Source organism: Pseudomonas sp. (genome assembly GCF_049653025.1).
In the GTDB taxonomy this organism is placed as follows: domain Bacteria; phylum Pseudomonadota; class Gammaproteobacteria; order Pseudomonadales; family Pseudomonadaceae; genus Aquipseudomonas.
This window is the reverse complement of the sequence record NZ_JBASFM010000019.1, coordinates 125,298-141,863: the sequence shown is the minus strand read 5'-3', so window position 1 is coordinate 141,863 and position 16,566 is coordinate 125,298. Positions and strand designations below refer to the sequence as shown.

Annotated in this window: 18 protein-coding genes; 9 read left to right on the top strand and 9 right to left on the bottom strand. The window is 63.1% G+C overall.

All coding sequences use genetic code 11. The features are described from left to right. Positions 1-351 precede the first annotated feature (351 nt). The gene (locus WBK23_RS16610) at positions 352-807 is read left to right on the top strand and encodes a hypothetical protein (RefSeq protein ID WP_424485032.1); all 456 of its coding nucleotides are present in this window, start codon (positions 352-354) and stop codon (positions 805-807) included. Positions 808-1,446: 639 nt separating this feature from the next. On the opposite strand, the gene WBK23_RS16605 is transcribed toward WBK23_RS16610, so the two are convergent. From WBK23_RS16605 to WBK23_RS16595, 3 genes are all read right to left on the bottom strand, one after another. After that, positions 1,447-1,740, bottom strand: a complete 294-nt coding sequence (locus WBK23_RS16605; RefSeq protein ID WP_424485031.1) for a type II toxin-antitoxin system RelE/ParE family toxin — start codon at positions 1,738-1,740, stop codon at positions 1,447-1,449. Then, complete coding sequence (locus WBK23_RS16600) at positions 1,737-1,961, bottom strand: addiction module protein (RefSeq protein WP_424485030.1); 225 nt, start codon at positions 1,959-1,961, stop codon at positions 1,737-1,739. Before WBK23_RS16600 ends, WBK23_RS16605 begins: the two co-directional genes overlap by 4 nt. A 103-nt stretch (positions 1,962-2,064) precedes the next feature. After that, a complete protein-coding gene (locus WBK23_RS16595) occupies positions 2,065-2,964 on the bottom strand; it encodes a LysR substrate-binding domain-containing protein (protein WP_424485029.1) in 900 nt (299 codons plus the stop codon). 118 nt (positions 2,965-3,082) lie between these two features. Here WBK23_RS16595 and WBK23_RS16590 point away from each other — a divergent pair, with 118 nt between their 5' ends. Further along, complete coding sequence (locus WBK23_RS16590) at positions 3,083-3,784, top strand: FMN-dependent NADH-azoreductase (RefSeq protein WP_424485028.1); 702 nt, start codon at positions 3,083-3,085, stop codon at positions 3,782-3,784. Positions 3,785-3,853: 69 nt separating this feature from the next. On the opposite strand, the gene WBK23_RS16585 is transcribed toward WBK23_RS16590, so the two are convergent. Next, complete coding sequence (locus WBK23_RS16585) at positions 3,854-4,597, bottom strand: class I SAM-dependent DNA methyltransferase (protein ID WP_424485027.1); 744 nt, start codon at positions 4,595-4,597, stop codon at positions 3,854-3,856. 146 nt (positions 4,598-4,743) lie between these two features. Between WBK23_RS16585 and WBK23_RS16580 the strand changes: the two genes are divergently transcribed. The 3 genes from WBK23_RS16580 (at position 4,744) to WBK23_RS16570 (ending at position 6,937) form a co-directional block, all read left to right on the top strand. Continuing rightward, a complete protein-coding gene (locus tag WBK23_RS16580) occupies positions 4,744-5,430 on the top strand; it encodes a GNAT family N-acetyltransferase (protein ID WP_424485026.1) in 687 nt (228 codons plus the stop codon). A gap of 155 nt (positions 5,431-5,585) precedes the next feature. After that, positions 5,586-6,062 carry a serine protease inhibitor ecotin gene (gene eco, locus WBK23_RS16575; RefSeq protein ID WP_424485025.1) on the top strand — a complete coding sequence of 159 codons (477 nt, stop codon included), beginning with the start codon at positions 5,586-5,588 and terminating at the stop codon, positions 6,060-6,062. Positions 6,063-6,340: 278 nt separating this feature from the next. Then, complete coding sequence (locus WBK23_RS16570; RefSeq protein WP_424485024.1) at positions 6,341-6,937, top strand: NAD(P)H-dependent oxidoreductase; 597 nt, start codon at positions 6,341-6,343, stop codon at positions 6,935-6,937. Here WBK23_RS16570 and WBK23_RS16565 read toward each other — a convergent pair. Next, positions 6,934-7,443, bottom strand: coding sequence for a DUF2938 domain-containing protein (locus WBK23_RS16565; RefSeq protein WP_424485023.1), 510 nt, complete (start codon positions 7,441-7,443; stop codon positions 6,934-6,936). The genes WBK23_RS16570 and WBK23_RS16565 overlap by 4 nt on opposite strands. Positions 7,444-7,515: 72 nt before the next feature. On the opposite strand from WBK23_RS16565, the gene WBK23_RS16560 reads away from it, so the two are divergent. From WBK23_RS16560 to WBK23_RS16545, 4 genes are all read left to right on the top strand, one after another. Beyond that, positions 7,516-7,965, top strand: a complete 450-nt coding sequence (locus WBK23_RS16560) for a helix-turn-helix domain-containing protein (protein WP_424485022.1) — start codon at positions 7,516-7,518, stop codon at positions 7,963-7,965. A 265-nt stretch (positions 7,966-8,230) separates the two neighbouring features. After that, the gene (locus WBK23_RS16555; protein ID WP_424485021.1) at positions 8,231-10,318 is read left to right on the top strand and encodes a hypothetical protein; all 2,088 of its coding nucleotides are present in this window, start codon (positions 8,231-8,233) and stop codon (positions 10,316-10,318) included. A 76-nt stretch (positions 10,319-10,394) separates the two neighbouring features. After that, a complete protein-coding gene (locus WBK23_RS16550; protein ID WP_424485020.1) occupies positions 10,395-10,694 on the top strand; it encodes a hypothetical protein in 300 nt (99 codons plus the stop codon). A gap of 55 nt (positions 10,695-10,749) precedes the next feature. After that, positions 10,750-13,539, top strand: coding sequence for a hypothetical protein (locus WBK23_RS16545; RefSeq protein ID WP_424485019.1), 2,790 nt, complete (start codon positions 10,750-10,752; stop codon positions 13,537-13,539). A gap of 31 nt (positions 13,540-13,570) precedes the next feature. Here the strand turns inward: WBK23_RS16545 and WBK23_RS16540 are convergent, their stop codons facing one another. The 4 genes from WBK23_RS16540 to WBK23_RS16525 all read right to left on the bottom strand — a co-directional run bounded on the left by WBK23_RS16540 (position 13,571) and on the right by WBK23_RS16525 (position 16,430). After that, positions 13,571-14,422, bottom strand: coding sequence for a CAP domain-containing protein (locus WBK23_RS16540; protein ID WP_424485018.1), 852 nt, complete (start codon positions 14,420-14,422; stop codon positions 13,571-13,573). A gap of 262 nt (positions 14,423-14,684) precedes the next feature. Next, positions 14,685-15,158, bottom strand: a complete 474-nt coding sequence (locus WBK23_RS16535; protein WP_424485017.1) for a hypothetical protein — start codon at positions 15,156-15,158, stop codon at positions 14,685-14,687. Positions 15,159-15,414: 256 nt separating this feature from the next. Next, on the bottom strand, positions 15,415-15,828 hold the full coding sequence (locus tag WBK23_RS16530; protein WP_424485016.1) for an HPF/RaiA family ribosome-associated protein: 414 nt from the start codon (positions 15,826-15,828) through the stop codon (positions 15,415-15,417). Between the two features lie 173 nt (positions 15,829-16,001). Beyond that, on the bottom strand, positions 16,002-16,430 hold the full coding sequence (locus tag WBK23_RS16525) for a YybH family protein (protein ID WP_424485015.1): 429 nt from the start codon (positions 16,428-16,430) through the stop codon (positions 16,002-16,004). Positions 16,431-16,566: the final 136 nt, after the last annotated feature.

The window sequence follows — 16,566 nt, the reverse complement described above, 5'->3', positions numbered from 1 at the left end:
GGGTTGAGCGGCATGGATGCCGCGAGAGCCGCGATGGGCCAGGGATGGCCCTTCGCGGCGTGCCCCTGGAGCAATGATGGAACGAGGGAAGTCGAGCGCAGCGAGACCCGGATGCAAGGGGCAAGACCTTTTGCTTACTTTTGGGGCGTCTGCCAAAAGTGAGCCGCCGTAAGGGCGAAACGCAGCGCAGCGGAGTAACAGCCGCAGGCTGGCCCGCAGGGCGAGCGAAGCGAGTCAACCATTCGAGCGGACAATACATAAGCGGCGAACTCACGCAAAACAGCTGTCTTGCGACTAGGTTTAACTCGGGCACTGAAGCTGCGCTCACACCTGAACAGACCAAGGTTCGTTATGACTAAAAAAATCGACCTGACGATCACGCACGATTACCTCAACCCATTTGCCTCACCGGACACCCCCAGGCTGAGCTCCGAGCTGGCGGACTACCTGTCAGACAGCGCCTGGTACCACCCCGAGCTAAACCTGCAAATCCGCTGCCCTGAAGATGAGCGCGAGCGCCTGCAGCACGCCATCAGCAACACCTTTAGCGAAAAGAGCGAACAACTCAGAGGGGATATCCGCACCCAGCGGCTGGTGGCGCTGGTGTTATTTGGGGTCGCCCTCGCCCTGGTACTGACAGCCATGGCGCTGGGCATTGAGGGCACCATCCCCGTGGGAGTCGTGACCGTCACCGCGTGGATGCTGGTCTGGCGCAGCGGAGAGATATTCTTTCTGGATCTGCGCAGCGGTAAGCGGGAGCTGCGCAAATACCAGCGCATAGCCAGCGCACCCAAGCAGTTCATCTGAGCCACCAGCCCGGATATCCACGGCGAAAAACGCGAAGTTCGTAGGATGGGTTGAGCGCAGCGATACCCATCAACCAGACGCGCGCCTAACCGCATGGGTATCGCTCTGCTCCACCCATCCTACAAATCAAAAGCCAACTCGCTGCTCCGCCGAACCAATCCGCTCGGGCCAGGACAAACGCCCCATCAGCAGGCCGAATGGAATCGTTGTGAAACGGAGCGCAGCGAAGTAACAGCCGCAGGCTGGCCCGAAGGGCGAGCGAAGCGAGTCAAGGGAGTGAGCCGCATGGATGCGGCGAGAGGCGTAAAGAGCCAGGGACGGCCCTTGTACGCCGACCCCTGGAGCAATGATGGAGCGAGGGAACCCGACGAAGTCGGGCCGGATGCAAGGGGCAAGACCTCTTGCTTACTTCTGGGGCGTCTGCCAGAAGTGACCCGCCGTAAGGGCGAAACGCAGCGTAGCGAAGTAACAGCCGAAGGCTGGCCCGCAGGGCGAGCGAAGCGAGTCAACCGTTAGCCCAAACAACAAATAAGCGGCGCATACAAAGCCCCCAAAAAAGCAGCAAAGCTCGCGGCTAAAGCCCCTCCCACGAATTCGATAAAAATTCACTGGATGTGGCAGGCCGTGCTAATTGATGAGTTAAAACCTGCCAAGCCAGTACTGTGGACGTCGGCGGTGATGGGCAACAGCCAGAACCTGAAAACCGTCAGACGTTTCCCGGTAAACAATGGATAACGGAAAGCGCTGGAGGGGAACGCTGCGGATATCTGGCTCAAGTTCAACGCGCCAGGCTTTCGGTGACTCGCCAATCAATGCGGCCAGAGCTTCGAACTCCATGATGAAGGCCCCACCCAATCCAGAAACCTTCGATTCGTAATAACCGACTGATTCCAGAAACTCGGCTTCCGCTGCCGGGTGAAAAGAATAATTCATCGAATCAGGGCTCTGGCCTTCTTCATTACCTCATCACCGGGCACAGCCTGAACCGCGCCACTATCAAGCTCTTCTGCTCGCCGCCGCGCCTCAAGCAACCAGTCTGACCGCAGCTCTTCTTCTGAGGGAGCGTCCAGACTCAAGACCAACCGCTGAATCAGCTGCGCCCGCTCCTTCTTGGGAAGGTGCAGGGCTTCATCCTCAATTTTCTGCAGATCCATGGCAAAACCTCTCGCTTATCTACCGGCAAATCTTGGCACGGATAGCTAGCAGGTGCCATGAGCAGCACGAAGTCCCGCCGAATAGCTGCTATGCCGCCCAACGCTACAGCGTACAAAGCCCCCCCGGCACCGCCATCACCCAATCGCGCACCGCCTGAATGGTCGGATCGTTCTTACGGTTCTCCGGGTACACCAGAAAGAACGGCTTGCCTTCCAGCTCCGGGCCGAAAGGCTGCACCAACCGCCCTTCCCTCAGCTCATCCTCGATCAGTTGACGGCTCATCAGCGCCACACCCTGGGCGCCGATGGCGGCCGAGACGGCGTGGGTCTCGTCGGAGAACACCAGCCCGGCGCCGACATCCAGCCCCGGCACCTGGGCCTGCTTCTGCCACACGGCCCAATCCAGCGGTGAAGAAACCACGGCCTGGTTGCGGAAGTGGATCAGCGAATGCTTGGGCAGCTCGGCCGCATCGTGCAAACCGAGCAGCGGGCTGCAGGCCGGGATAAAGGTGTTGTCGAACAGCTTCTCCGCCACCAGCCCCGGCCAGCGGCCGTCGCCATAACGGATGGCGATATCTGCGGTAACGCCGTCCAGCGCCACCGGCTCATGCGAGGCGTGGATGCGCAGATCAATATTCGGATGGGCATCGCGCAGCAGGCATACCCAGGACAGCAGCCAGCGCACCGCCACCGCAGGCGTGGTGCTGAGCGTAATGGCCTGGCGACAGGGCACTGCGCTAAGGCGTACCGCCGTGGCGCTGATGCTGTCGAACGCGCTTTCCAGCACCTGCTGCAGCTCGCGCCCCTGGGTGGTCAATTCCAGCTGGCGCGGCTTGCGCAGAAACAGCGCGACCCCGAGCGACTCTTCCAGTGCGCGAATCTGGTGACTGATCGCCGTGGCGGTCACCGAGAGTTCTTCGGCGGCCTGCTTGGCGCTCTCGTGGCGAGCTGCCGCCTCAAAGGCCCGCAGGGCAGAAAGCGAAGGTAACCAGCGCTGCGCCATAGATGAACCTTCCTCATTCATACCTGAAAATAATCGTCGTTTGTCGCCCGTGCAGGCTGCACTTAGCCTGAGTCTGCTGCGAATAACAGATGAATTCAACTTCGAAAGGAGACTCGACATGCCCCATATCCTGCACCTGGACGCCAGTGCCCGCCCCGGCCTCGCCGGCAAGGATCAACACGGCTCGCACAGCCGCAACCTCACGCAGCGCTTTGTCAGCCAATGGCTGGCCCGCCGTGCGCAGGACAGCCTTAGCTACCGCGACATCGGCCAGAACCCGCCGTCTTTTATCAGCCATGACTGGATCGCCTCCTCCTTTACCCCTGAGCCGCAGCGCGAACCGTGGATGCGCGAAACCCTGGCGGAGAGCGACCGCCTGGTCGATGAGTTGCTAGCGGCGGATGTGCTGGTGATCGGCGCGCCGCTCTACAACTTCGGTATGCCGGCTGCGCTCAAGGCGTGGATCGACCAGATCGTGCGCCCCGGCAGAACCGTGGACATCGATGAGAGCAACCCGCTCGACCCTTACGTGCCGCTGCTGGCCGATCGGCCACGGCATGCCGTCATTCTCAGCGCCCGGGGCGGTATCGGCTTTGGCGTCGGTGGCGAGATGGCGCATCTGAACCATCTGGAACCGAACCTGATCACCATCCTCGGCTTTATCGGCATTACCCAGGTGCACCAGATTGCCATCGAGGGTCAGGAAGTGGGCGGTGAGCTGCTGGCCGAGTCGGTGGCGCAGGCCCTGAACCAGGTCGACGCCCTGGTGGCGCAGCTGCAACGGACGCTGCAGCTAAACCGAGCGGCAGAGCCGGCCTGAAATCGGCGGCCCGAATATCCCCGGTGGCAAACGCTGCGCAGTTTCCATCGGGTGGCCGGCCCCGCCCCGCTAGATTTTTACGCAGGCAAAGATCGCGTTGCCGGAGCGGCTGTCCCAGGGAATGATCTTCTCGTAGTCATGCTCCAGCACATGCACCTCGAAGTACGGCTGCAGCAACGCCTGCAACTCGGCGAAGCTCACCGCGACCATGGGGTGCTCGTCGTGCCACAGCTGGGTTTCACCCGCGCAGGTCTTTTCAATGCGCAGCCGCAATGACTGCTGCTCGCCCTCACCGCAGTAGTTCCAGCCGGAACTGAAGCTGAACAGGCCGTCAGCGTGCCTGGCGCAGTGCGACACGAATAACGCGTTGTCGATCTTGTGCTTGTCCACGGCGTTAAAGCAGAACACCCCGCCAGCGGCCAGCGCGCCATGCACGCTGGCGATACAGGCCTTGAGCCTGTCGATGCCGCCGCTGTAATGGATGGAATAGAGGAAGCAGGTAATCAGGTCCAGCGGCTCGGCCACCGTGAAAGCACACATGTCCTGCAACGCGAAGCGCGCTTGCGGGCAGCGAATAGCGGCCTTGTCCAGCATCGGCTGGTTGATATCGAGACCGCTGCTTATATAGCCAGCATCGATAAAGTGGCGCACATGCGGCCCGGTGCCGCAGGCCAGATCGAGGTGGCGCTGCCCGGCATTGCCGAACAGCTGCTGCAGCCGGTGGATACAGTGGCTTTGCGCCTGGTAGTCGATATCGGCACACATCAGATCGTAATAATCGGACAGGTCGGTATAGAGGGCATTCACGGACATAGTGACCTGATGATGGGCGAGCGGCTTTGGCGGGCGCGCATCATAGCCGATGCTTGGCCAGCCTCGTGCAGATCCTGCCAGGTGGCGCGCTACAATGCCGGCCACGCCGCCACCGCAATCGCGCACGCCCCGGAGCCAGACTGACGATGTTCACCCTTGTACACCTGGACACCCCGCCACCCGAATCACTGAAAAGCCAGGTTCTGCAGATGGTGGTGGACTACCTCAGCGACATCAGCCCGGTGTCGCTGACGCCCAGCAACCCCCTCTACCAGCTGTACCAGTACGTGATCGGCTACGAGATGCACCTGTACCTGCAGGCGATGGACAGTGCCCTGCAGACCAGCGCGCGGTTGATCCTGGCCCTGGATGATCAGGATCCATCCCAGGTGCTGGGGTTCGCCCTCTACCTGCCGGTCAAGGATGATCCAGCGGCCTGTACCCTGGCCTATATGGCCGTACAGACCCGTCAGCGTCGCCACGGCATCGCCCGCGCCCTGCTGCAACAGATGACCAACCGCCACCCGCATGCCGAACTGGCCTGCGTGGCCAGCAAGGTGCCGACCTTCGAGGCCATGGGCTTTCAGGTGCTGACGGCGCTGGGGCCGCAAGTGCTGATGAGCACCCGCAACTACAGCGCGGACGGCATGCTGGCGGTGCAGGACCTGGCCCCGATCTTCCAGTCCCAGGAAGTCCGGCAGATTCACGCCTATCTAGTCAAACAGCACGGCAAGCGGGCCATGAGCGATGCGGAGAAACAGCGCGACCGTCAACTCGACCAGATGGCCCAACAGGCTCAGGCGCTGGTGCGCGAACGCCTTATCGTGCATTGAGGTATGCGCCGCATGACTGCGCCGCCGACGGGCTAAGCCGAGGAACTTCACCTACCCACCAGGGTCAGTTGGCTACCCAGCCAACCCGGCACCACTGCTCAACCCATGCAGTGTTCAACGGACGGCCCACAAGGCCCATACACCAAGGACTCTTTATGACCTCGCCGAAACTGCCCCTGCTCGCTCTCGCCTGCGCCCTGCCATTGGCCGCCTGCGCCGCCACACCTGAGGCGCTCAAGCCTTACCCGGCGGCCAGCACCGGCTATAACCGCCATGTGATCGAGCTACCGGTCCAGGCCAATGAGGCCGAGCACAAGGTCGAGCTGATCGCCGGCAAGACCCTGGAGGTGGACTGCAACCAGCAGCGTCTGGGCGGCCAGTGGCAGGAAAAAACTGCGGCCGGTTGGGGCTACACCTACTACGAGCTGGGCCAGGTCGGCCCGGCGATGAGCACCCTGATGGCCTGCCCCGACAACAGCCACAAACAGGCCTTTGTCGCGGTGGGTGGCGAACCGATGCTGGTGCGTTACAACAGCAAGCTGCCACTGGTGATCTACGCCCCAGCCGATGTACAGGTGCGCTACCGCATCTGGTCCGCCGCGGCCAATGCCACGCCCGCCCCTCAGCAGTAAGCGCAAGTAGCGCACACAGCCCGGCCCTAACTCGCCGGGCTAAGCATCTCGATCTCGCGGATCACGCAATCACGCAATCACGCAATCACGCAATCACGGCGCAGGTAACCCTATTGATCAGCCATTCTGGTCTCCTGGCAGGGTGTATTTATTTACCCCACAACAGCCAAATCCGGCTAATTCATGCTTTTTAGTCACATGTCATTTGCGCGCGAACGGCTGTTTCTACCCGCTCACGCGCCCTAGCATGCCGCCATCAATTGACCGAGGCCCATGCCATGAAGAAGATCCTGCTGCTCAACGGCGGTAAACAGTTCGCCCATTCCGACGGCCGTTACAACACCACCCTGCACGACACCGCGCTGGCCTTTCTCGACCGCGCCGGTTTCGACCTCAAGCACACCCATATCGACAGCGGCTACGACGTCGCCGAAGAGGTGCAAAAATTCCTCTGGGCCGATGTGATCATCTATCAGATGCCCGGCTGGTGGATGGGCGCGCCCTGGACGGTGAAGAAGTACCTCGACGAGGTGTTTACCGCAGGCCACGGCAGCCTCTACGCCAGCGACGGCCGCACCCGCTCGGACGCCTCGCAAAAATACGGCAGCGGCGGCCTGATCCAGGGCAAGCAGTACATGCTGTCGCTGACCTGGAACGCCCCGCAGCAAGCCTTCGACGACCCGACGGACTTCTTCGAAGGTCTGGGCGTGGACGCCGTGTACCTGCCCTTCCACAAGGCCAATCAGTTCCTCGGCATGAATGCCCTGCCGACCTTCCTCTGCGTCGACGTGATGAAGCGCCCCGCCATCGAGGCCGACATCGCCCGCTACGAGCAGCATCTGGCGCGGGTGCTGGGCCAAGCAACAGCCTGCTAGTGGCAGAGGGGCGAGGCAAACAACTGCGCCCCCAGCCAGCCGGCCAGGTATACGCCAACGCCGAACACCAGGTGCGTAACCAACGCACGTAGCCTGACTTGCCAGGGATTGGCCATGCGTGAGGCTGCCAGACCCATACCGAATGCCGGCTGCATCAGCAGCAAGGGCGCAGCCACGCTGACAATGCCTAGCAGCAGCGCCGGCAACAGCGTTGGCCGGCATAACCACTGCGGCCCTACCAGCACCACAAACAGGCCGACAAAGGCCACGCCGATCAGGTAATGGCTGCACCAGCCCAGCAGCCGCTCGCCACCTACAGGTTGCGCCTTACCGATGGCCGCATGCTGGAAACGGCCATGGCGCATATGCCCCAACCAGCGGCCGACCAGGGCGTAGTCGAGCGAGGCAATGCCGAACAAGCGTCGCCGCGCCAGCGCCCAGGCATCCATCAACAGCGTTGCACCCACGCCCAGCAGAAGCACCTGCAGGATCAATTGACTGTTCATATCCACCTCTTTTGCTTTGTCTGAAAGGCTGTTTTCATAAGCCTGCCAGTTCAAGTCAACTTGAGGTCAAGGATGAAAGAGATGGATATCGGCAAAGCCTCGCACTGGTCCGGTTTACCGGCGTCGACGCTGCGCTATTACGAAGAAAAAGGCCTGATCCGCTCCATCGGCCGCAACGGCCTCAAGCGGGTGTTCAACGAGTCGGTGATCCAGCGCCTGGCCCTGATTGCGCTGGGCCGCGAGGCCGGGTTCTCCCTGGATGAAATCGCCGCCATGCTCGCTGCCGGCTCCCAGCCGGTAATTGACCGCGCGCAGCTGCAGGCCAAGGCCGACGAGCTGGACCGCAGCATCAAGCGCCTCAGCGCCATCCGCGACGGCCTGCGCCATGCGGCCTCCTGCCCGGCGGAAAACCACCTGGAGTGCCCGAAGTTCCAGCAGCTGATGAGCCTGGCCGCGCGCACCACGGCCAGGACCCGGGTTCACCCCCGTTCAAGTAAGCGGGGCGTCAAGCACGCACCATAGCCAAACGCCAGCATCCGTTCGTCTTGCCGCCCGACTTGCCGGATGGACGGCACATCAGATTCAACAACGCCGTCCCATACTGTTTTTCCTCATGTGCTTCGCGCTGTGTGCATGAGTTAAACCACATGGATATCAATCCAAGGGTGACGTGCCACAGCAGTGCAGTAGCTCGCGCAGTGAGAAGTTTTACGGGCAGGGTGCGCCCCTTGTTGAATAGGAGTGTTCAGCAATGTCTCACCTGCCTGAAAGTTCGAAAATCCCGCCCATGCCCGACCTGCTTCCGTCCAGTACGGAAGATGGCCCAGGCCTGAGCAACGCCTCTATCAACAACGCCAACCTGGCGATCAACCCCAACCTGCAGCTACAGCCCGGACAGATTGTCTTTCCGCAGTTTCGTAGCCTGCGAGCCGGCTGCTGGCTGCTCAACTACAAGCCCAGCGGCGCGCCGCTGGTGTCGTATGACGGCACGCTGCGGGTCGAGTCGCACAGCGAAGGGCGCACAGCCAGTGGCGACCTCTACCAGCGCCCGGTGATTTTCCTGCCGGTACCCATCGCCTCGCCCTTCCCGAACCTGCAGAGCAAGCTCAACCCCAGCCCCAACCTGTCGTTGAAGCCGATCCTGCTGGCGGGACCGAACCCGGCGGGGGGCATCCCGATCCTGGCGCGCTCGCGCTATCGCTACTACGTGCGGGTGACCGCGCTGCCGGAGTATTTCTACCTGGGCAACAGCTTCAGCCTGGGCTTCCAGCTATACCGCTTCACCGCGCCCAATAGCTGGGTGCTGGACAGCACGCTGACCGCGCAGATGGTGCGCATGGCGGGGCCGGCGGGCTTTCCGTCGCCGTCGGACTATGCCGAAGGCGATGTGAAGAACGCCGCCAATGTGGTGGTCGGACGCCTGACCATGGGTTGGCTCTCCACCTACCTGCGCCGCTGCACGGTGGAGATCGACACCGTCAATGGCTCCGAACGGCCTACCAACAGCGGTGTCGGTCATACCTGGACCACGGTGATGGATGCGGTGGGTTGGCAGACCACGGTGCACCTCAGCGACACCAATGTCGTCGAACCCAGCGGCAACTCCTGGTCCAACGCCGAGATGCATGCCGGGATGTTAGCCAAGCGCGCGGTGGTCAACCTCGACACCGAGTGGCGTTACCACATCCTCGCGGTGAAGAACATCGACTCCACGCCGCGCGGCATCATGTACGACAACGGTGGCACCGACTCCAACAACGTGCCGCGCGAGGGTGTCGGCATCTCCTCGCACTGGATCATCGACCCCGGCTGGGGCACCGTCAGCGGGCAGCGTTTCGGCACGGCGGCGGCACCCTACTTCCGCACCGCGGTGCACGAACTGGGGCATGCCCTGGGCCTGTACCACAATTCGGCGGACTTCGGCTTTATGTGCACCAGCGACGTGATCGCCGCCGCCGGCACGCCCGCCACGCCGTTCCCGAGCAATATCCAGTGGGCCTTCCACCCGGATAACCTCAAGCAGCTGCGTCACTATCCAGACCCCTTCGTGCGACCCGGTTCGGTGGCCTTCGGCAGTGCCTCCAACGCCACCCCGAGTATCAGCCCGACCGACCTGGAAGCGGACGTGCTCGGCCTAACCCTGGAGGTCACCCCGCTGCTCGGCGAACTGCCGTTGGGTGCACCGGTGCGGATCGGCGTCACCCTGCGCAATCAGGGTGATCAGCCACTGCTGGTACCGGCCAGCCTGAGCCTGAAAAGCGAGAGCGTTAGCGGCCGGGTGACCGACCCATCGGGCACCGTGCGCAGCTTCCGCACCCTCATCCACTGCATCGAAGACTCGCCGTTCAAGCTGCTCGCACCCGGCGCGCAGATCGAAGAGTCGATGACCCTGATGCGCGGTGCCGAAGGTGCGTTGTTCGGCGTATCGGGCATCCATGAGGTGCAGGTCGAGGTGCATTGGGAGATCGAGGGCATGGTCGCCCATCTCGCTGGCAGTGCCAGTGTGATGGTCACCGCCGCCGTCGACGCCGCCCACGCGGAAGCCGCGCACAAGGTGCTCACCACACCGGATGCGCATCTGGTGCTGGCCATCGGCGGGGACCACCTCACCGATGGCATTGCCGCGATCCAGGCTGCGCTGGATTCACCGGTGCTCAAACCGCACTTCGCCGCCATCGAGACCAAGCGCCTGGCCAGCCGCTTTATGAAGCGCAAGGCAGACACCAAGGCCGCTACGGCGTTGCTCGATTACGACACGGTGATGAGCAGTAGTGAGCACAACAAGCTCGAGCGTTTGATCGGCGACGCCGGCGGCAGCCTGCCGAAGGTGAGCAAGGCCAAGGCCAAGCCAACCCGGCTGACCAGCGCCAAGTAGTTCACCCGGGGTGAAACGGAATGCGCGGGGCAGACGCCCCGCGCGCTCCACAACAAAGCGACCAAGGAGAGTCAGAATGGATCTGCATGATGCACAACTGCCAGGCAACTGGTACAGGAACGGCCAGGAACACTGCGCCGCCGGTTATGCCGAGCACCTGCACCTGCAAAGCAACGGCCTGTACTCCGGCAGCAGCGCGCCGGCCGGCACCTTCACCTGGTGGGACCAGGGCACCTGGGCGCTGCAGGCCCCCGGCAAACTGGCGCTGTCCACCGCCAACGACGAAGTCGTCACCTACACCTACAGCCTCAGCGACGGCACCCTGACCTTCACCGACCCCGCGGGCTGCCGCTTCAGCTATCGCCGGGCACCCTGAGCGGAGCAAGCCCGACACCCTGCAAGAGCCTTTTCAGTAGCGCCAAGGAGGCACCATGTCTGGCTCAATTGTTCCCACCACAGTCTTCTTCGACCTGGGCGATACCCTGACGTTTACTGGCCCGGGCGGCGTACGCTTGCGTTACCCCGACTGCCTGGATTGCCTGCAAGTGCTCAAGGCCCGTGGCTACCGCCTCGGCCTGCTGTCCAACCAGGCCGCCGCTACGACCGTGGCCGATGTGTTGGCGATACTCGCGTCGCTGCATTTGACCCGCTATATCGAGCCTGCGTTGCTCACCCTGTCCAGCGAGGTGCCGGGCAACCTTGGCAAGCCGGCGCAGGCGATCTTCGACCTGGCGCTGAGCAAGGCACAACACAGCGCCGCCAGCGAGCGGGCGATCTTCGTCAGCGAGGAACTGGCCCATGTGCAGGCAGCGCGCGGCTATGGCTGGCGCGCCATTCTCAAGCGCAACAGCGGCAGCTGCGTGGCCAGCGACGGCGAATGCGTAAGCGGCCTGACCGGCTTGCTGGCCAAGTTACCGCCACTGGCTGCGCCGAACAGCAGCCTGACCCTGGCACCGCCGCCCAAGCGGGTCGATGGCCTGTGGGCGGTGCCCATGGATATCCTGCGGGTCGACGCCAGCCTGCTGTTCGATGCTGCCACACAGCAGATCAGCGGCGACGCCACCCTGGAATTTCGCCTCGGCCGACATGCCGGCTGCCCGATTTTCGACCTGCGCCAGACCGTCACCGGCGTGTGGCTGGATGGCGCGGTGGTGGCGCTGGCCGACGTCGCCAGCCACGACTTCGGCGGCGGTGCCAACGCCAACCTGCGCGTACTCAACCGCGTGCTGGATGCCGGCAGCAGCCACAGCCTGCGTCTGACTTATTCGGTCGGCGTGCCGCAGGCTTCCATGGCCGGTTCCTACCTGCCGCAGATCGTCTGGAGCGCGGGGCCGCGGCTGGCCTTCAACTTCGGTTTCACCGACCTGGGTGCGGGGCGCTATCTGGAGGCCTTCGTCCCGGCCAATCTGATTCACGACCAGTTCGAGCTCAGCCTGCAACTGCAGCTGACCGGTACCGCCGTGGCGCATACCCCAATCAGCAATGGCAGCGTCACAATCCTGGGAAGCAATCACTGGCGTATCGATTTCCCCGCACGCTACAGCGCCTTGTCGCCGCTGCTGGAACTGCGCGCCAGCGACAGCCTGCAGAGCGCGACGGTCAACGCCGTGCTGCCGGTGTCCGGCACTAATGTGGCGATCACCACCTGGAAGCTCACCAGCAGCGCCGCCAACCTGGTCAACCAGGCCAATGCCATCGCCGGCTTTCTCGCCGACAACGAGAACAGCTCCGGCCGCTATATCCACGGTAACCGCTTCACCGCCTTTATCCACCAGGGCGGCATGGAGTACGAAGGCGGCACCACCACCGGTACCGGGCCGCTGCGCCACGAGACCTTTCACAGCTGGTGGGCACGCGGGCTGAAGCCGGCCAGCCAGGCCGACGCCTGGTTCGACGAGGCCTGGACCACTTACCACGACAACGGCGCGGTGGGCGTGCTGCCCTTCAACTTCGCCGAGGCGGCCCTGGCGTTGTGTCCGCGCAACCCCTGGGTGCGGGTCACCCATGGCTCTTCCTATGGGGCCGGCGAGCGTTTCTGGAAGGGCATGGCCGCGCTGCTCGGTGCCGCAACCCTGGGCGATTTGATGCGCAGTTTCTACCTGGCGCGCTACCCACAGCCGGTAAAAACCGAGGAGTTGGAGTGCTTTCTGCTCGCCCGTGGCGGCAACCCGACCTGCGTGGATGCCTTCCACCGTTTCGTCTACGGCCTGGCCGACCCAGCACCACTGCCCGATGTCTGGCTGCGCGACGATGCCGCCGACCCCGGTGCCAACGACTGGGCCGGACGCTTCTGGGATTCACCGGACCTGTGGATTCGCAACCGCGATGACGATGGCCTGGAGCACCAGAACCTCGAATACGGCCAGGACAACTGGATTCACGCCCGCGTGCGCAACCGCAGTGCCACGGCCAGCGCGCGGCATCTGGCAGTCAGCTTCAATATCAAGCAGTACGCCGGCAGTCAGTTCGTCTACCCGGCCGACTTTCTCCCCGCAGTTACCGCGGCGGCGGATTTCGACCTGGGTCCGGGCGAGAGCCGCATCGTCAAGGCGCGCCTGCCACGCAGCGCGATACCGCCGGTGGGCAGCCATCCCTGTCTGTTGGCTGCCGTATTCAGCCGCTTCGACCATCCGCAAGCCGGACGCCATGTGTGGCAACAGAACAACCTGGCGCAGAAGAACCTCAGCGTGGTCGATCTGGCCCCGAATAGGTGGATAGTGCTGCCCTTTATGGCGATCAGCCTGCGCGCCCGGCAGACGCGCAGCGTGCTCTTCGAGTTGCGCCGCCCCGAGGCGCTGGAATCGCTGCAGGCCAGTCTGCTGCTGGATAAACGCGCGCTGCCACCCAAGCTCAGGGCCAATGCCCTGCAGCTGCCGGCACTGACCGACGCCTCAGCATCCAGGGCCAAACCGGCGGCTGATACGCAACTGGATTGCGCCAGCCACAGCCATGCGGCGATCCCGAGCAGCGATCAGCTACTGACCGGCAAGAGCGCAGAACAGCTCGTCGAGAGTTTTCCCGGCGCACTGGAGCTGGCCTTCGCCAAGGGTAAGCAGGCGCAACTGCCCGTTGTGCTGCGCCCGCTGGAATCGCAACGGCTGGGGCTGCGCGTCACGCTGCCGGCGGATGCCAAGCGCGGCAGCAGCTTTGTACTCGATCTGCTGCAACGCGAGAACGGCAAGGTAGTCGGCGGGGTGGCGCTGCGCATCAATGTGCGCTGAGCGTTAACCGCCAGCGCGCCAGCAATACGGCTTACGGCGCGCCAAACAGCGCCGTCCAGTAGATCCCCGCGTCGCTCTTGGGGTCGTTGGCGTAGGCCGCGCCCAGTTCGCTGAATTGAGGGTTCATCAGGTTGGCGCAGTGGCCGGGGCTGGCCAGCCAGCCGGCGATCACCTTGCTGCCGGTATCCAACCCGGCGGCGATGTTTTCACCGACGCGCTGGCCGCTGTAGCCGGCCAGTTCCGCGCGGTCACCGGGGGTGCGGCCGTCGGGGTCCTGATGATCGAAGAAGTTGCCGTTGGCCATGGCCCGGCTGTGGGCTTCGGCGGTGCTGCCCAGAGTGGCATTCCACACCAGCGGCGCGGCCGCCGCAAAAGCCTGGCCACCGCACTGACGCGGTGTGCCGCGGGCGGTATTGAGTTGTGCCAGCAACTTCTGCCCTTCCGCCTGCCAGTCACCCAGGCGCGCAGCCAGCAGCGGCCGGGCCAGCAGGATGCGCCATTCGCGGTCCTGCTGCTTGACCCCGATATCGACAAACTGCGGGTCCAGCACGATCCTGCAGAAACTCTCCTGCAGCACCTTCAGCGCCGCCGCCGCATCACGCGGGCCGGACAGGCTGATGGCCTGGACATTGACCATCGGATAGCCGGCCGCACTCATCGCCTGCTGCAAATCCCCCGAGCGGCCCACCGGCTGCACCAGGCGCGAATCGGCCGTCAGCGGTGGCAGCTCGGCGGAAGCCTGGTCGCCACAGCGCTGCACCTGGCTGCGGTAACCATTGATCATTTCGACCAGTTGCGCCTCATCAGCGGCCTGGGCCTCTGCAATGCACAGCAACCCCAACGCCAGGGCGGCGAACGCCCGAATAAATCCCTTGCTAGCCATAAACCCCCTCGACCTGAGCATGCCCATGCGGCGTGCCCACAACTGTGTTCGGGCGATCTTGGCGCACCTCGCGCGCTGAAACCAGCCCAACGCGCAGGCCGAATCAGCAATGAAAAAGACTCAGAAGCTGTTTCGGGTCTCGCGAGCTAGAGCCATGCAAGGCAAGAACAGGCGAGGAAGCGGAGTTTACTGGTGTAAATGAGTATTCCGAGTCTGTTCTTAACGCAGCAGGAACGACGCGCAGCAGATCCGAGACGGCTTCTTAGACGTAGATGCTGACGCCGCCCCTAGCCTGCAGCCAGTCGCGGTAGGTGGTCAGCGAGTCGGTCTGCTGGTCACCGTTGTAGCCGACGAAGCTGTCGGTCTTGTCCAGGCCGGCGTCGACCAGTTTGTTGATCTGCGCCAGCAGCTTGGCCGCATCTTCGCGATCCAGTTCGGCGACATCCGGCAGGGCAATTTTCGAGGTATCGCTGTCCTGCTCGGCTACCGGGCGAAAGCGATCACTGGCAATGGCGTTGCTGGCACCGCTGCTCTCGGCATTCATCGCTCGCAGCAGGCCGCCACGACTGTTGGCCACCAGGTTACTGGCATAGCGGCGGATTTCGGCCAGCGGGTCTGGCGCGGTGACGCTGGGTTTGTCCGTGCTGCTGCCACTGCCTGCAGCCCCGGTCGTGCTGGGCTTGGCGGTATTGGCGAAGTAGTTCGTCAGCGGCGAGTTGTTGGAAATACTGGTCATGGCGAATCCCTGCGTAGGTCAGCTGGCAAGGATTTCTGCAGAATATGGGCCAACCTCCTGCGGCCCAGTAAAACCGGGCTTTTCCGCCGACTCCGCCTTGACCAGAGGGGAAGCGCTTTGCCGCTCCAGGCAGGCGGTTGCCGCTGGCAGGCAGCGCACAAGCGCTGCCCTGAAACGACAGCGCCCCCACAGCAAGCTGCGGGGGCGCGGGCAATGGGTTGATGGGCAGCCCGCCTGGGCTGCCCGGGGCGGTTATCTAGACGGCGCGCAGGCGTTCCTCGGCGAGGAAGTCCTCGTGCAGCAAGGCGTCCTGGCCAGGCATATCGCCGGCCTCGGCGGCGTGCAGCGGCGCGACGCGCTTGCTACGCAGTTTGCCGAATTGGTGATCGAGGGCATGGTGCAGTTTTTCGATGGAGCCCTCAATGGCCTGCTCCAGCGACTCGGCTTTATGGGTAACGGAAAGCGGTTGCAGGCCTTTGGGCCGCGCTTCGATCTGGCAACGTTTGTCATGCGCGCCGGCTTTGGAGCCATTGTCGTCATGCAGGTGGACGACGATACGGGTCAGTTCGTCGTCGAAGCGTTCCAGCTTGCTGGCAACACTGGCACTCACCCACTCCACCAGCCGTGCGCTGCCTTCGATGTGGTTATCGCTGTGAACTTGGATTTGCATAAAGCTTTCCTTCTTCAACTGTTCGCGAATAGCGCCGCCTACCAAGGCGACAACTCCAGCCTACGCCACTAAGCCCCCCTTTAGGCAAGCCCTAAGACGTTGGTCGTAGCCACAAACCGGCCCCGCTGCCGCCCTCAATCCGCTGCAGCCCTTGTGCCCCGTGAGCTGCAAGGTTAGGGCTGCAAATCAAACAAAATCTTTCCGCTTTGCATGTCGCCCGGCATGGAAAAATGCTCATGGGCGATCAGCCAGTGGCCCTTAAACTGGCGGAAACACTGGCTTACGCGCATCCAGCTGCTTTGCATTTCGCCCTTGTCATCGGTACCGCCGCAGTGGAACAGGTAATGCACCACGGCCAGCTCGCCGCCGAGCAGAAAGCTCGGTTGATGGATCTCGAACAAGGCCTGGCCGCTGCACATTTCCATGCACGCCTGCCAATGCGCCTGATAGGCCGCGCGGCCGACAAAGCGCAGCGGGCCAATGGCGTCGTAGGCCACCACATCCTCGGCATAGTGGCCGATGATCCGGCTGACATCCTTGGCCCGGCAGGCAGCGGCCCAGGAGTCCAGTTGCTGTTGAATCTGTGCTTGGGCGTTGCTCATCTCGATTCTCCTTGCGGTAGTGGTGGGATCAACAGGCCGCTGAAAAATGTAGGCGAGGCAGCCGAGACAAGGCGAAAACAGGCGAAAAAGCGGAGTTTACGAGTTGTAAATGAGCATTTTGAGCCTGTTTTTAACG

Excerpts from the sequence above, each read along its gene's own strand:
- WBK23_RS16610 (WP_424485032.1), top strand. The coding sequence starts at position 352 with ATGACTAAAAAAATCGACCTGACGATCACGCACGATTACCTCAACCCA.
- WBK23_RS16605 (WP_424485031.1), bottom strand. The coding sequence starts at position 1,740 with ATGAATTATTCTTTTCACCCGGCAGCGGAAGCCGAGTTTCTGGAATCA.
- WBK23_RS16600 (WP_424485030.1), bottom strand. The coding sequence starts at position 1,961 with ATGGATCTGCAGAAAATTGAGGATGAAGCCCTGCACCTTCCCAAGAAG.
- WBK23_RS16595 (WP_424485029.1), bottom strand. The coding sequence starts at position 2,964 with ATGGCGCAGCGCTGGTTACCTTCGCTTTCTGCCCTGCGGGCCTTTGAG.
- WBK23_RS16590 (WP_424485028.1), top strand. The coding sequence starts at position 3,083 with ATGCCCCATATCCTGCACCTGGACGCCAGTGCCCGCCCCGGCCTCGCC.
- WBK23_RS16585 (WP_424485027.1), bottom strand. The coding sequence starts at position 4,597 with ATGTCCGTGAATGCCCTCTATACCGACCTGTCCGATTATTACGATCTG.
- WBK23_RS16580 (WP_424485026.1), top strand. The coding sequence starts at position 4,744 with ATGTTCACCCTTGTACACCTGGACACCCCGCCACCCGAATCACTGAAA.
- eco (WP_424485025.1), top strand. The coding sequence starts at position 5,586 with ATGACCTCGCCGAAACTGCCCCTGCTCGCTCTCGCCTGCGCCCTGCCA.
- WBK23_RS16570 (WP_424485024.1), top strand. The coding sequence starts at position 6,341 with ATGAAGAAGATCCTGCTGCTCAACGGCGGTAAACAGTTCGCCCATTCC.
- WBK23_RS16565 (WP_424485023.1), bottom strand. The coding sequence starts at position 7,443 with ATGAACAGTCAATTGATCCTGCAGGTGCTTCTGCTGGGCGTGGGTGCA.
- WBK23_RS16560 (WP_424485022.1), top strand. The coding sequence starts at position 7,516 with ATGAAAGAGATGGATATCGGCAAAGCCTCGCACTGGTCCGGTTTACCG.
- WBK23_RS16555 (WP_424485021.1), top strand. The coding sequence starts at position 8,231 with ATGCCCGACCTGCTTCCGTCCAGTACGGAAGATGGCCCAGGCCTGAGC.
- WBK23_RS16550 (WP_424485020.1), top strand. The coding sequence starts at position 10,395 with ATGGATCTGCATGATGCACAACTGCCAGGCAACTGGTACAGGAACGGC.
- WBK23_RS16545 (WP_424485019.1), top strand. The coding sequence starts at position 10,750 with ATGTCTGGCTCAATTGTTCCCACCACAGTCTTCTTCGACCTGGGCGAT.
- WBK23_RS16540 (WP_424485018.1), bottom strand. The coding sequence starts at position 14,422 with ATGGCTAGCAAGGGATTTATTCGGGCGTTCGCCGCCCTGGCGTTGGGG.
- WBK23_RS16535 (WP_424485017.1), bottom strand. The coding sequence starts at position 15,158 with ATGACCAGTATTTCCAACAACTCGCCGCTGACGAACTACTTCGCCAAT.
- WBK23_RS16530 (WP_424485016.1), bottom strand. The coding sequence starts at position 15,828 with ATGCAAATCCAAGTTCACAGCGATAACCACATCGAAGGCAGCGCACGG.
- WBK23_RS16525 (WP_424485015.1), bottom strand. The coding sequence starts at position 16,430 with ATGAGCAACGCCCAAGCACAGATTCAACAGCAACTGGACTCCTGGGCC.